This window comes from uncultured Campylobacter sp., from assembly GCF_937997465.1.
Classification (GTDB): domain Bacteria; phylum Campylobacterota; class Campylobacteria; order Campylobacterales; family Campylobacteraceae; genus Campylobacter_A.
In genome coordinates this window covers 1-13,622 of record NZ_CALKTQ010000056.1, presented here as the reverse complement: position 1 = coordinate 13,622, position 13,622 = coordinate 1, and the positions used below count along the sequence as shown (strand labels likewise).

General features: G+C 46.3%; 13 protein-coding genes. 12 read left to right on the top strand and 1 reads right to left on the bottom strand.

Going from position 1 to position 13,622, the window contains the following annotated elements; genetic code table 11:
• From rpsB to Q0546_RS01635, 12 genes are all read left to right on the top strand, one after another.
• Positions 1-746: 30S ribosomal protein S2 (rpsB, locus tag Q0546_RS01690; RefSeq protein ID WP_298789953.1), on the top strand; the 746-nt coding region annotated here is incomplete at its 5' end.
• Positions 746-1,810 (top strand): translation elongation factor Ts, encoded by a 1,065-nt coding sequence (tsf, locus tag Q0546_RS01685; RefSeq protein ID WP_298789951.1) that lies wholly within the window; start codon positions 746-748, stop codon positions 1,808-1,810. The genes rpsB and tsf, both read left to right, overlap by 1 nt.
• A gap of 4 nt (positions 1,811-1,814) precedes the next feature.
• Positions 1,815-2,471 (top strand): ABC transporter ATP-binding protein, encoded by a 657-nt coding sequence (locus Q0546_RS01680; protein ID WP_298789949.1) that lies wholly within the window; start codon positions 1,815-1,817, stop codon positions 2,469-2,471.
• 420 nt (positions 2,472-2,891) lie between these two features.
• Positions 2,892-3,653, top strand: coding sequence for a flagellar biosynthetic protein FliR (fliR, locus tag Q0546_RS01675; protein WP_002952713.1), 762 nt, complete (start codon positions 2,892-2,894; stop codon positions 3,651-3,653).
• Positions 3,654-3,717: 64 nt separating this feature from the next.
• Positions 3,718-5,307 (top strand): saccharopine dehydrogenase, encoded by a 1,590-nt coding sequence (locus Q0546_RS01670; RefSeq protein WP_298789946.1) that lies wholly within the window; start codon positions 3,718-3,720, stop codon positions 5,305-5,307.
• Positions 5,308-5,916, top strand: coding sequence for a guanylate kinase (gene gmk, locus Q0546_RS01665; RefSeq protein WP_298789944.1), 609 nt, complete (start codon positions 5,308-5,310; stop codon positions 5,914-5,916). It abuts the gene before it with no gap.
• Positions 5,917-5,956: 40 nt separating this feature from the next.
• Positions 5,957-6,181, top strand: a complete 225-nt coding sequence (locus Q0546_RS01660; RefSeq protein ID WP_002952710.1) for a twin-arginine translocase TatA/TatE family subunit — start codon at positions 5,957-5,959, stop codon at positions 6,179-6,181.
• A gap of 9 nt (positions 6,182-6,190) precedes the next feature.
• A complete protein-coding gene (gene argS / locus Q0546_RS01655; protein WP_298789942.1) occupies positions 6,191-7,777 on the top strand; it encodes an arginine--tRNA ligase in 1,587 nt (528 codons plus the stop codon).
• Positions 7,778-7,845: 68 nt separating this feature from the next.
• Positions 7,846-8,205, top strand: a complete 360-nt coding sequence (locus tag Q0546_RS01650; RefSeq protein ID WP_298789955.1) for a VanZ family protein — start codon at positions 7,846-7,848, stop codon at positions 8,203-8,205.
• Positions 8,206-8,448: 243 nt separating this feature from the next.
• Positions 8,449-9,318: a neutral zinc metallopeptidase gene (locus tag Q0546_RS01645; protein WP_298789940.1), complete on the top strand. Its 870-nt coding sequence runs from the start codon at positions 8,449-8,451 to the stop codon at positions 9,316-9,318.
• A gap of 214 nt (positions 9,319-9,532) precedes the next feature.
• Positions 9,533-10,468, top strand: coding sequence for an aldo/keto reductase (locus Q0546_RS01640; protein WP_298789938.1), 936 nt, complete (start codon positions 9,533-9,535; stop codon positions 10,466-10,468).
• Between the two features lie 179 nt (positions 10,469-10,647).
• The gene (locus Q0546_RS01635) at positions 10,648-12,003 is read left to right on the top strand and encodes a hypothetical protein (protein WP_298789937.1); all 1,356 of its coding nucleotides are present in this window, start codon (positions 10,648-10,650) and stop codon (positions 12,001-12,003) included.
• Positions 12,004-12,263: 260 nt separating this feature from the next.
• On the opposite strand, the gene Q0546_RS01630 is transcribed toward Q0546_RS01635, so the two are convergent.
• Complete coding sequence (locus Q0546_RS01630) at positions 12,264-13,091, bottom strand: alpha/beta hydrolase (RefSeq protein WP_298789935.1); 828 nt, start codon at positions 13,089-13,091, stop codon at positions 12,264-12,266.
• Positions 13,092-13,622: the final 531 nt, after the last annotated feature.

Sequence of the window (13,622 nt, the reverse complement as noted above, 5' to 3'; positions counted from 1 at the left end):
GCAGATGGAATCCGAAGATGAAAAAATTCATTTTCGGCGAGAGAAAAGGTATCTATATCATAGATCTACAAAAAACTATCCGCTACTTCCGCTACACTTATAACGTCGTTCGCGACGCGGCTGCAGAGGGTAAAACTATACTTTTCGTAGGCACTAAAAAGCAAGCCGGCGCAACTCTAAAAGAGTATGCTGAAAAATGCGGCATGCCGTACGTAAATCACCGCTGGTTAGGCGGCATGATGACGAACTTCGGCACTATCCGCCAATCTATCCGCAAGCTAGAAGTAATCGAGGCTATGGAAGAAGACGGCTCTATAAATTTACTAACCAAAAAAGAAGCGCTAATGCTTCGCCGCAAAAAAGAGAAGCTTCTAGCGTCTCTAGGCGGTATCAGAAACCTAAAAACCGTGCCTGATATGATTTTCGTCATCGACACCGTAAAAGAAAAAATCGCCGTTCAAGAAGCTAACCGCCTAAAAATCCCTGTCATAGCTCCGATCGATACAAACTGCGATCCTGACGTTATCGACTTCCCTATCCCTGGCAACGATGACGCGATCCGCTCTGTTCAGCTTTTCTGCCAGGAGATGGCTGAGGCTATCATCGAGGGACGCTCTCAGCTTGAAAAAGACGGCGGCGAGCAAGAAGAAGGCAAAGAGGCTGTAAGTCAAGCCGAAAAAGACGCAGTCGTAAACGAGGCTGTTAATGAAGACTTCTCTGAGGACTTCAGCGAGGACGAAGAGTAATGGAAATCAGCGCACAAATGGTAAAAGAGCTCCGCGAATCAACCGGAGCGGGAATGATGGACTGCAAAAAGGCGCTAGCCGAGGCTAACGGCGACATGGAAAAAGCCGTTGATATATTGCGCGAAAAAGGTCTAGGTCAAGCTGCTAAAAAAGCCGATCGCCTAGCTAGCGAGGGTCTTGTGAGCGTTGTTGTTTGCGATCACTGCAAAACCGCAACTATCAGCGAGATAAACTCTGAGACTGACTTCGTCGCTAAAAACGCTCAGTTTCAAAATTTGACCAAAGACGCTACGGCGCACATCCAAACAAATTTGATAAAAGACGTCGAGAGCCTAAATGCAAGCGTCATCAACGGCGTTAAATTTGAGGATTATTTCAAAAGCCAGATCGCTACTATCGGCGAAAATCTAGTCGTTCGCCGCTTTGAGACTATAAAAGCAGACGACAAAGGCGTAGTAAACGGCTACGTTCACTCAAACGGCCGAGTAGGCGTGCTAATCGGTCTAGCTTGCGAAAGCGCAGAAATCGCTAACAAAGCGGCTGAATTTGCAAGAAATTTATGCATGCATGCAGCCGCTATGAAACCAAGCGTAATAAGCTATAAAGACCTTGATAAAGATTTTGTCGAGAAGGAATTTATCGCGCTTCGCGCCGAGCTTGAAAAAGATAACGAAGAGCTAAAACGCCTAGGCAAGCCGCTTCACCACATCCCAGAGTATGCTAGCCGCTGCCAAATAGGCGATGCCGAGCTAGCTAAGGCTACGAAAGCTATCGAAGAAGAGCTAAAAGCCGAGGGCAAACCTGAGAAAATTTGGGACAAAATCATCCCTGGCAAGATCGATAGATTTTACGCTGATAACACCGTTTTAGATCAGCGCCTTACGCTACTTGGACAGTTTTACGTAATGGACGATAAAAAAACTATCGAGCAAGTCGTTGAAGAAAAAGGTAAAGAGCTAGGTGGCAAAATCGAGATCGTAAAATACGTTCGCTTCGAGCTTGGCGAAGGCCTAGAGAAGAAAAACGAAGACTTTGCAGCCGAGGTTGCGGCTCAAATAGGCTAAATTTATGGAAATCTTAAAGGGCGTAAATCTAGGCTTTGCGTATGATTATACGCTCTTTGAGAATGTAAATTTAAGCGTCAATGCCGGCGGCAGTTGCGCCATAACGGGCATCAGCGGCTGCGGCAAATCAACTATACTTCATATACTTTCCACTCTTTTGCGACCAAAAAACGGCGAAGTTATCTATGGTGGCAAATCGCTTTACGACCTATCGGCAAACGAGCTTTTGCGCATTCGTAGATTTGATTTCGGTATTATTTTCCAGGCGCACTATCTTTTTAAAGGCTTTAGCGCGCACGAAAATATCGAGCTAGCCTCTGTTTTGTCCGATCAAAAAATCGACGATGAAATTTTGGCAAATTTAAAGATAGACGGCGTAATGAATCAAAAAGTAGGCGAGCTAAGCGGCGGACAGCAGCAGCGCGTCTCGATCGCTAGGGTGCTTTGCAAAAAGCCGCGCGTGATATTTGCCGACGAGCCTACGGGAAATTTAGACAAACAGACCGCAAACGAAGTGATGCAAACGCTGTTTAATTATATCAAAGCAAACGATGCGGCACTGGTTTTGGTCACTCACGACAACGAACTTGCGCAAAGATGCGACGAAGTTTACCGCCTCGAAGACAAAAAATTCTCCTTAATTTCTCCTGAAGCTATTTAATTTTTTTACAGACTACGAGTTTTCAAATTTATGGCTTAAAATTTAAGCTCAAATTTGCAAGCTGCTTTTCGAGTTTAAATTTATCGCAAACCGCCTAAAGCGACCACTTCTGAACAAATAAAATTTATGATCAAATTTAGTCTTGTAGCCGTATTTTATAAAACGTAGCGATTTTTTAAATTTACCCCTGGCAAACTAAAATTTAACCCAAAACAAAAGCTAAAAGCGACCGCCAAATTTAAACCTCTTAAATTTAAAAAGCAACAACGGTACGCATAAAATTTGGCAGACAAAACGGTATTTTGTAGCCCTTGATCACGCCCAAATTTTCGCACGTTTTTATTCGGCTCTCAAATTTACCGAATTTTCAAGGATTTAACCCTAAAATAACGGCATTTAAATTTAAAACGAAAGAGTCAGGTGGAGCTAGTCGAGTTTTTCGCGCCCGAGCGCGTCATCACCTTTATGCTGCTGTTTGCGCGTATCGGCGGGCTGATGCTATTTTTTCCGTTTTACGGGCACGAGCAGATCCCTATGAGCGTCAAAACCGCATTTTCGTTTCTGTTAACGCTATTTTTATTTCCGCTTGCTAGTATCAAAAGCGGCGAGATTTACTATCTGGCCGTAGAGATCGTTAGCGAGGCGGCGCTGGGAGTTTGCGCAGGACTGCTGCTTCACATCGTTTTTGCCAGTTTGCAGTTAGCTGGCGAGCAGATATCGATGATCATGGGCTTTTCGATGGCTTCGGTGCTGGACCCACAGACCGGCCTTAGCTCGCCAGTTATCTCAAATATCATAAATTTCCTCGCACTCATGACATTTTTGGCTTTCGACGGGCATCATCTTATCCTGCTTTTTATCTCAAATTCGCTTACGCACGTTCCGTTAGGCGGCTTTTACCCGAGTCCCGATATAGTGCAGTACGCCTCAAAGTCCATGATAAATTTATTTACTTTTGGATTTATCATTTCCTTCCCGATTTTGGCGCTTTCGCTGCTTTCTGATTTGATTTTCGGTATGTTGATGAAGACGATGCCGCAGTTTAACCTACTGGTTGTTGGCTATCCGATCAAGATCACGATTGGCTTTGCCGTGCTGATCGCTATACTAGCGGGCATGATGGAGCTTTTTAGGCAGCTCGTGCTTCGCGTTATCAACGATCTTCCGTCGCTATTTTTCTAAAACTAAGCTTGAAGTAATGGAAAATGTTTTAAAATACGTTTTTTAGGTATAAAAAGGAGAATTCGTGAAAATCGTTCTTGTAAACGCCAACCCCGCAGTATCGCGCTTGGCGACGCTGGCTCTTAGCAAAATGGGTTACGAATACGTCGAGATCGGCGACGCCAGCGAGCTTAGCGGCGTTTTTGACGTGCTTATCTTGGATAGCGATATCGACGTAAAAGAGATGAACCTAAAAGAATTCGCAAATAAAATTTTATACCTTTCTTCTAAAAATTCTCCGACCTTTGAAAATGCCGACAGGATACTGCCAAAGCCGTTTTTGCCGACGGAATTTATCACTATCGTGGAGGATCTGGCGAGTAAAACAAAGAGCGCCGAGCCTGCTGCTGCGGCAAAAGACGAAACCGACGAGATCTCAGTCAAAGGGTTTGAGTTTATGGACGATCCGGCCGAAGACGTCTTTGAAGACGAGATCATGGAGCTGGATCCGGGCGAGCTTAGGCTAGACGACGAGTTTGACGATATTTCGCAAGCGGCGTCTGGTAAAGATAGCGCCTTTGACGAGTTAAACGAGATCGTAAAGGCTATCGACGATATGGATGAGCTAAGCGAAAAGCTCGAAGGCAATGAGCTGGATTTAGACGATGCGGACGATGAGCCGACGGAGTTTGATGAGTTTGAAATCGCTGCAAAAGACGATAAATTTGACGATCTTTCTGCGGATATAGATGCGCCGGATGAGCTTCTTGGTGGCAAATTGGAGATGGCCGACGAGCCTGAACTCGGCACGGCAGAGCTTGTTGTAGATGGCGAAGACAAGCATGAAGAGATTGATGATAAATTTGAGCTTGATTTTGACGGTAGTATCGAGGATATCAAGCATCAAATCGACGAAATAGACAAGATGGACGAGCTGTCAGAAAATTTGGATACAGACGATGAGCCTTTGGATGCTAAATTTGAAACGGCGGACGAGCCTGATATGGCCAAGTTTGTCGATATGGATAGTGCGGACGAGCGTGAAGCTCTGCAAAGCCTTGAACAAGCGGAAGATGACGATAAATTTGCAATAGAAGAAGCTGAGGAGCAAGAGGATATCTTTGCCGATATGGATATGAAATCCGACGAGCCAGACGAGCAAGAGGTGCAGGTCAAAAATAGCGCCTTGGGCGATGAGTTTTTGCTAGACGATATGGACTTAGCGGGCGAGGAAGAGAAAGAGGATTTTGAGAGCGAAGCAAATTTGACGCAAGATGTTTTAGATGACGAGCTTGCGGATGATATTTTTGCCGCAGACGATCAAAGCGAGACGGAAATAAATCTCGAGCAAGACGCACAAGAAATCAGTGAGTCCGAAGCCATGCAAAACGAGCCTGAAATAGAGCCGCAGATTGATCCGAGCGAGTATGGCGACATCGAGCAAATCAGCGAAAAAGATATGGCTTTAGCGCTTAACGAGAGCGGATTTGAGAGCGGCGAAGCGGCGGATTTAGGCTTGCACAAATCTCAAACGGCCTCAAAAATAGACGAGCTTAAGGCTCAAATTTCAGACGCTGTGGCTAAAAATCTAGAAAATTCGCTGCAAGACGGCGAGCTCCGAGAGGCTCTAAAAAACCTAAACATAAAAATCAATATAAGCTTTGAGGAAAAGTAGTTGAAGGGGCAAATTTTAATTATCTCCGGCCCCAGCGGTAGCGGAAAAAGCACACTTTTAAACCGTCTTTTAAAAGAGGAAAACGATCTTTATTTTTCGATATCAAGCACAACAAGAGTGCCGAGGCAGGGCGAGACCGATGGCGTGAATTATTATTTTACAAGCGAAGACGAGTTTAAAAAAGGTATAGACGCGGATGAGTTTTTGGAGTGGGCGTGCGTGCACGGCAACTACTACGGCACATCGCTAAAGCCCGTTTTAAACGCGCTTGAAGAGGGCAAAATTGCCATTTTTGATATCGACGTGCAGGGTTTTAATATCGCAAAATCAAAATTTGCCCAAAATATTACCTCCGTTTTTATCACGACAGCTAGCAAAAACGAGCTAAAATCAAGGTTGCAAAATCGCGGCACCGATAGCGCGGAAACCATCGAAAAACGGCTGATAAATGCGGTCGGCGAGATGGAGCATATCTTAGAGTACGATTATTTTTTGATAAACGACGACTTGCAAAACTGCTATGAAAATTTGCGCGGGATTTTGCGCTCGATGCGCCTAAAAACGTCAAATTTAGACGCAAAAGAGATTATTAACAAATGGAATAATTGATAAAATTATGCTAATATAACGAAAATTAAAAGGAGAAAAAATGGGTCCAAGCGTCCAACAATTGCTTATTATTTTACTTATCGTGGTCTTGCTTTTTGGAGCGAAAAAGATCCCTGAGCTCGCAAAAGGCCTAGGTAAGGGAATAAAGAGCTTCAAATCAGAAATGGAAGATGATAAAAAAGCCGAGAACGTAGAAAAAGTAGAAGAGAAAAAAGAAGAAACCGCAACCGCCGCAAAGACTGAAGATACGGCTAAAAACGCGTAAGGAAAGGCGTTGAAAAAAAGCGTAATAAACGAAATAAAAGGCGTCGTGGACTTTGACTTTGCGCTGGAGAAGCCAAAAGATAAGGGCTTGGCGCACTACGCGATGCCTACTTTTAGTTTGGCAAAACAGCTCAAAAAATCCCCCGTAGCAATAGCCGCCGAGCTAGCGTCTAAATTTGAAAATAGCGAAGTTTTCGAGGCAACGGCGCTAAACGGCTATATAAATTTTAAACTAAAGCCTGCATTTTTGGATAAATTTGCCTCGGCTAGCCTTACAAATCCGAGCGAGTTTGCAAAAGGCGGCGGAACTAGCGGCGAGAAAATTTTGCTCGAGTACGTCAGCGCAAACCCGACTGGTCCGCTTCACATCGGGCATGTTAGGGGTGCGGTTTTCGGCGATACGTTAGCTCGCGTCGGGCTTCATATCGGCGAAAATATCTCGACTGAATACTACATCAACGACGCAGGCAATCAAATCGAGCTTCTAGGAACGTCCATATCGCTTTGGGCGCGCGAAAATTTATTCGGCGAGAGAGTGGCGTATCCGGAGAAATTTTACCGCGGCGACTACATAGAGCCTATCGCAAAAGAAGCGCTAGAGAAATTCGGCAAAGAGATATTTTACGACGAGAGCCGAAATCTAGAACTCGCCGAGTTTGGCAAGGATAGGGTGCTGGTTTTGATCAAGCAAAATTTAGCCGACGCGCAAATTTTCATCGAAAACTGGGCCAGCGAAAAGAGCTACTATGACAAGCTCCCTCTCACGCTAGAACGCCTAAAAAGCGAGAACGGCATATACGAGAGCGAGGGTAAAATCTGGCTAAAATCAAGCGAAGTCGGCGACGAAAAAGACCGTGTCATCGTGCGCGAGGACGGTCGCGGCACCTATCTAGCCGGCGACGTGGTATATCACGACGATAAATTTAGGCGCGGATTTGACCGCTGCATCAACATCTGGGGCGCCGACCACCACGGCTACATCGCACGTATGAAGGCGGCGCTGCATCTGCTTGGATACGACGAAAACCGCCTTGAAATCATACTTTCGCAGATGGTGAGCCTGCTAAAAGATGGCGAAGCCTACAAGATGAGCAAGCGCGCGGGCAACGTCGTGCTGATGAGCGACGTGGTCGAGGAGATCGGCTACGAGGCGCTTAGATTTATATTCCTTAGCAAGCGCTGCGACACGCATCTGGAGTTTGACGTGGATGAACTAAAGCGCGAGGATAGCTCAAACCCGATATTTTATATCAATTACGCGCACGCCAGGATCAATCAAATCTTCGCAAAAGCGGGCAAAAACGTCGCCGATGTCGCGAGCGTTAAATTTGCAAATTTGAACGAAGACGGCAAGAATTTGCTATTTGAGGCGCTCACGCTAAACGATATCTTAGTTGATAGTTTTAACACGCGCGCGGTAAATAAAATTTGCGACTACCTAAAGAGCTTGGCGGCGAATTTTCATAAATTTTACAACGAAAATCGCGTCGTAGGCAGCGAAAACGAAGACGAGCTTTTAAAGCTTTTCGCCGTCGTCGCACTCTCGATAAAAACGGCTCTAGGTCTAATTGGTATCGCTGCAAAAGATAAGATGTAAGAGTTAAATTTAATAAATTTAGAAGCGCTAAGCGGCGCTTCTTGTTTAAAAACAACCCCTTAAAATCCATGAATCTTTCCAAAATTTCCGCCGCACTTTTCTTTATATTTTTGATATCGATAGAGTACCTAGCCCTCACGCCAGCGCAGATAAAACTCGTCGAAAACAGCTGGGATAAAGCAAATCACTTCATTGCATTCGCCGCGCTTTACGTTACTTTGCATTTTGGCTTTTGTAGGCTAAATTTGGGTGCAAAGTTTGCTATTTTGCTAGCATACGGTATCCAGATAGAGATCATGCAGTCGTTTGTGCCAAATCGCTATTTTAGCCTACTAGATATCGTCGCAGACGGCATCAGTATAGTTTTTGGGATCTTGCTGTCAAGAATTTTGGGGCGAATTTTGGATCGGTTTAGAGCTAGATTTTAAATTTAAAACTTCAAATTTGACGGCTCGGCTATGTGGGCTTATTTTGCGCCGTGCCGTTTTGCTTTGTTTAAACTCAACTTTTACCATCAAATTTACCGCGTCAAATTTGAGCGAAATGGCGGGCTAAAGCGATAAATTTATAAATAGTCGCTAAAATATGCCCTAAATTTAGCACCAAGTGACAAGAAAACAGCGCAACCCGCGGCTAAATTTAAGAAAAAATCCAAAACGAAAGAGTAAAAAATGAGATGGCAAGACAGCAGACGAAGCGACAACGTCGAGGATAGACGGCAAAACAGCGTAAACAGCATGGGGTCGCTGGGCGCACTCATACCGATTATCAGATTTTTGCTGGGCTCAAACATTGGCCGCGTGGTGCTAGTTATCGGCGCGGTCGCGTATTTTATGGGCTTTAACCCTCTCGCGCTACTTGATGGCGGTGGCGCGGGCACTCAAAGGGCGGCGCTAGATAGCCCGCAGGAGAAAGAAAAGGTTGCCTTCGTCTCTGCGGTGCTGGCGCAGACCGAGGACGTGTGGAGTAAGGTGTTTAAGGCGGGCGGCGCGCAGTACAAGGAACCTAGCTTGGTACTTTTTAGAGACGGCGTTTCTAGCGCGTGCGGCACGGCTAGCTCGCAGATGGGGCCTTTTTACTGCCCCGCGGATAAAAAAGTCTATCTGGATCTTAGCTTTTTTGATGATCTGGAGGCTAAATACAAGGCCGCGGGCGACTTCGCGCAGGCATACGTGATCGCCCACGAGGTCGGACATCACGTGCAAAATTTACTAGGCACGCTCGGTAAAATAAACGAGCTAAAATCGCGCGCAAAAAGCCCTATAGAGCAAAACGCCTTGCAAGTCAAAGTCGAGCTACAAGCCGACTGCTATGCGGGCGTATGGGCGCACTACATGGGGCGCTATAAGGTGCTAGAAGACGGCGACATCGAGGAGGCGCTAAATGCAGCAAGCGCGATAGGCGACGATGCGCTGCAGAAAAAATATCAAGGCCGCGTGACGCCAGACTCGTTTACGCACGGCTCGTCAAAGCAGCGCATGACGTGGTTTAAAAAGGGATTTGAAGGCGGACAGCCAAGCTCGTGCGCGTTTGAGATCTAAATTTGACTTTTTAGCTCTTTGGGCCGCGTTTGACGAGCATAAGTTTCTACTCGGGCGCATTTAGATAAATTTAAATGTGGCTTTTTCAGACCTTGTTTGTCGCAAGCAAATTTTAGATTTCCGTGATTTTAAATAAATTTGGGCGCGGCGGTGCCTTTTGTTTTGCAAATTTAAATTTAGCCAAGCAATCGATAAAATCAAAAATGGAGCGAAAATGCAAAGAAGGGACTTCATAAAGGGCGCGGCGACTTGTGCGGCGGGGCTTGCTGTAGGGCTGGATTTGTTTGCCGAGCAGACTAGCAAGACCAATGCGGTAAATTTGACGGACGGCGTAGATCTAAGCGGTGCGAAAAATCTCGGCGAGAGGCTTGCTGCGATGACACCATATCTCACGCTAAATAATAGAATTTTGATGCCGATCGTCGGACTTAGTGCAGCTAAATTTGATGATTTGAAAGACAAAAATGCGCTGGGGGCGGCTCTAGGCCTAGGCTACCGCCTGATCGATACGGACGGAGACGAGGAGGGTGTAGCAGCTGCATTTGCGGCTAGCGGCTTAGAGCGCGGACAGCTATTTATCCAAAGCGCGCTCGAGGCTCAAAACGGCAATGAAAGCGGCATGATAAAAAGCTTTGAGCGCTCACTAAAAAAACTAAATACCGACTACGTCGATCTACTTTTACTGCGCGTAGGGGCGGGCGATGTTAGCCTTGCTTGGCGCGTTTTGCAGCGGCTTTACCGTGAGGGACTTGCGGCGTCGATCGGCATTTGCGATTACCCTGGAGAATTTGGAGTCGAAAATTTAGCCAAAATCGAGCAAGGTAGCGAAGTTAAACCCGCGGTTTATCAGACGCGCTCTAGCTCCTATCTGCGGCGCTTTGCTGCGCGCGGCAAGGTGACCGACCATGACGTGCAAGTACAGCTGCTATATGAGCCCGGCGAAGAGCTAAAAGAGCCCGCGCTCGCGCAAATCAGCGAAAAATACGGCAAAACGCGGTCACAAATCATCTTGCGCTGGCTCGTACAGCACGGGGTTTGCGCGGTAGTAAACTCCGCTAGCAAAGAGATTTTGCTTGAAAATATCGATATTTTCGGCTTTGAACTCGCGGACGAGGATAGCGAGCTGATAGCAAAGCTCTGGCGGAGCTAGCGGGCGTATGAGGCTGGTTTTGTGCTCAAATTTACGCGTCTTAAATTCGGCAAGCTTGGGTTGATGGCAAATTTTAAGAGCGTTTTGCTGATTTACTGCGTTAAATTTAGCTTTAGCGGACTTGGCTAAAATTTCGCGAATCGCAGCGAAAAGGCGAATAACAAACCTAAGGAAAATCAATGAAAAACTTGGACTACGAGGCGCTTAAGGCAGAGTGGCAAAAAGAGTGGAATGAAAAGGGCGAGAAATACGCCAAGGCAGTAAACGATATGGTGTCGTTTGCGGAGATTCACGGCTGGGACGCCTATGAGGGCGAGGAACCAGTCGATGAGCGCGAGGGTATGACGCAGCTTTGCGAGGCGGTTTTTGAGCTGCTAAAGGAAGCCAACGAGCGGGGCGAAACGGTGAAATTTAGAGCCGATTTTCCGCCGTCAAACATTATCTTTGAGGAGTGCGAGGATGAAGCAGATAATACTGACGAGAAGGATAAAATAGGAGACAAGCTAGGCAATGTCGATCAAATTTGTGCTTTGCGCAGCGAGAACGTCCTTTTTGTCGTCTCGCAAAGCGATCCTGAAGGCTGGCGTAAGAAGCTATATCTGCTAGAAGGCGAGCGCGTTAGCGTTATCGCAGAGGGCGTCATTACGGTGGGCAAATCAAAGCGAAACGAAATTTACGCCCTGCTTAGAAAGGGCGAGGTTGAACTCATAAAAGGCTACGACGGCAAGGGCGGCGGCGAGCCTATCGCAAAATTTAGCCACGACGTGAAGCTAACATACGACGAGGCTGAAATTTTACCGTTTAACGACGGCAGCAAGGCGCTTTTGAGCTGCCACGACGGGATATTTTTGATCTCGCAAAGCGGCGCGAAGCTTATCCATCCGATCTATGAGGACAGGCAGCTCTACGAGGACGATGACGGCAACGCTGCACTCTACATCGACATGGCCAACGCGGCGCTATCAAGCGACAACGCTCTTATCGTCGCTGGCGAGCAGTGCGGCGATCACGTCCTGATGGATAGCGAGGGCGAGCGGCTCGGCAGCATCGGCGCGCAGAGCTCGTATCCGCACTTTTGTCTATTTAGCGCGGACGATACTCAGCTTATAGCGAACTCCTGCCACTTCTACAACGGCGTCACGATCGGCGTGGACAGGGCGGCTCTAAAGCAAGGGGTGGATGTTGAGGCTTATTCGTATGACGAAGATGGCGAGAAAAATTTCACGCTGATCGACGATGCGATGAGGGTTTACGCGGGCGTAGCGACGCGGGACTTTTATATCCTCGGCGACGCATACGGCTACATAAAAGCAGTCGGCAAGGACGGGCGTAAAATTTGGCGCCACTATCTGGGCGGTACGATAAAGTCTATGGCTCTAAGCGAGGACGGTAGCGTGCTTTTTGTGGGTACATACGGCGGCAGGCTACATAAACTACGCCTCGGCGCGGGCCAAGACAGCCACACGATCGGCAACGGCAACCACAAAGAGGAATTTAGACTGATCGCTTATGAGGATAAAATTTATCGGTGGTAAGAGACGCGCGGCATAGCGGCTCAAATTTTAACGTTTTTAAAATGCCGGTCTTGGCAAATAAAATGCGGAGCTAAGATTTGCAAAATTTGACTCAAATTTTAAATGCTAAAATTTAAAACAAATTAACTAAATTTGAATACAAAAAATATAAAACGAAGTATTTTGCCGCGAGACCGCTCAAATTCGGCTCAAATTTTATGCATCTGCAAAAAGCGCGGCGACAAAATTTATAGACCTCGTCGCCGCAAATTTATTAGTCGTTAGTCGCCGATCGTATCGGCGTCAAACGTGCCCTCAAGTATGCTTTTGATAAAAGAAACGGTCGCAAAGCGCGCGGCTGGCAAATTTATGAGCGTGTGCGGAGCATTAGGCAAGAGTAAAACTATCGCGTTTTTCTTGTCACCGTAGGCTGCGGCGCAGTTTCCGGTGGCGTTTTCGTTGCCTAGATAGCTATTTTTTTGAGAAAAATATTTATCCTGATCGCTTACTAAATTTAAAACCGGCGTATCGCTAAGCGCCGTTTTATGTTCTTTTACAAAGTAATTCTCCTCGCACGACCAAGAGTTTATAACCTTGCCCAAAAAGTCATTGCCCTCGTATCTGGCTACAGCCACCGCGCCTTCGCTGGTGCCGGCTAAAAATAGCTTGCTCGTATCCGCCCATTCAGTGTTTTTTAGCGCTTTCAAGGCGATTTTGATTTCGCTAGAGCGTAGCGAATGGACCTTTTCGTAAATCTCCTTATCTGCCGGAGATTTGTAGGTTATCCTGTTTTCTAGGGCCATGCTATCAAACATAAAGCTTGCTATGCCCTCTTTTGCTAGCCACTCTTGCCATTTGTCAAGGCCTATTTTGTTGTTGATACCAGATGAGCCGTGCAGGAAAACTACGACCGGCGCTTTGGCTTGCGTCTTTGGGGCATCTTTAAAAAGTCCGACGTAAATATCGCCGCCCGTGACATTTTTTGGAAGCGCGATTTGAGCCTGCGCTACGCCTTTTTGGGCTGACTCGCTCGTGTGCAAGTACGCGTCGCCCGCAAACAAATGCGCCGTAAAGAGCGCAACCAATAAAACAAAAGTTTTTCTAAACATAAGCATCCTTTATCTTGACTTTGGTTGATTATATAAAAAATAGATTTAAGGCAGGCTTTTAATTTATAAAATAATCGCTAAAAAAGTAGGGAAAACTCGCGGTAGTCGGCTTTTAAATTTCGGCGCTAAAACTGCCTTGACCGTAGCGCGCTAAAATCGGTTGCTTTTGCGTATTAAAAAGTTCAAATTTAGCTCCTTTTTGCCCGTTTTTGTAAAACCAAAGCGCGGTAAAACGCGTCTAATTAGTGCTTTACACCCCCGCTTGCCATCCGCTTTTTGCCAAGTTCTTGGGCTAAATTTAAGGTCACGCCTCCCACCTTTTTTACCGACTTGGAGAGCCAAATTTGACTGCAAGCTTTCCTTCTTGCCCGCCCTCTTAAAAGTCAAATTTCGCAAGATAATTTTTAATTTTATTTAGCTTTTGGATTTTTGCCGCGGGAGATTTTGCGGTCAGGAGAAATTTAGCGTAGGTTTTTAGTTTCATTTTTGCTACGCCAGTTAAATTTGCGGCCTTTGCGCCGTCAAGCGATC

Bases quoted from the DNA above. Each gene is read 5' to 3' on its own strand.
- tsf (WP_298789951.1), top strand. From the start codon at position 746: ATGGAAATCAGCGCACAAATGGTAAAAGAGCTCCGCGAATCAACCGGA.
- Q0546_RS01650 (WP_298789955.1), top strand. From the start codon at position 7,846: ATGAATCTTTCCAAAATTTCCGCCGCACTTTTCTTTATATTTTTGATA.
- Q0546_RS01680 (WP_298789949.1), top strand. From the start codon at position 1,815: ATGGAAATCTTAAAGGGCGTAAATCTAGGCTTTGCGTATGATTATACG.
- Q0546_RS01640 (WP_298789938.1), top strand. From the start codon at position 9,533: ATGCAAAGAAGGGACTTCATAAAGGGCGCGGCGACTTGTGCGGCGGGG.
- Q0546_RS01630 (WP_298789935.1), bottom strand. From the start codon at position 13,091: ATGTTTAGAAAAACTTTTGTTTTATTGGTTGCGCTCTTTACGGCGCAT.
- Q0546_RS01660 (WP_002952710.1), top strand. From the start codon at position 5,957: ATGGGTCCAAGCGTCCAACAATTGCTTATTATTTTACTTATCGTGGTC.
- Q0546_RS01645 (WP_298789940.1), top strand. From the start codon at position 8,449: ATGAGATGGCAAGACAGCAGACGAAGCGACAACGTCGAGGATAGACGG.
- Q0546_RS01635 (WP_298789937.1), top strand. From the start codon at position 10,648: ATGAAAAACTTGGACTACGAGGCGCTTAAGGCAGAGTGGCAAAAAGAG.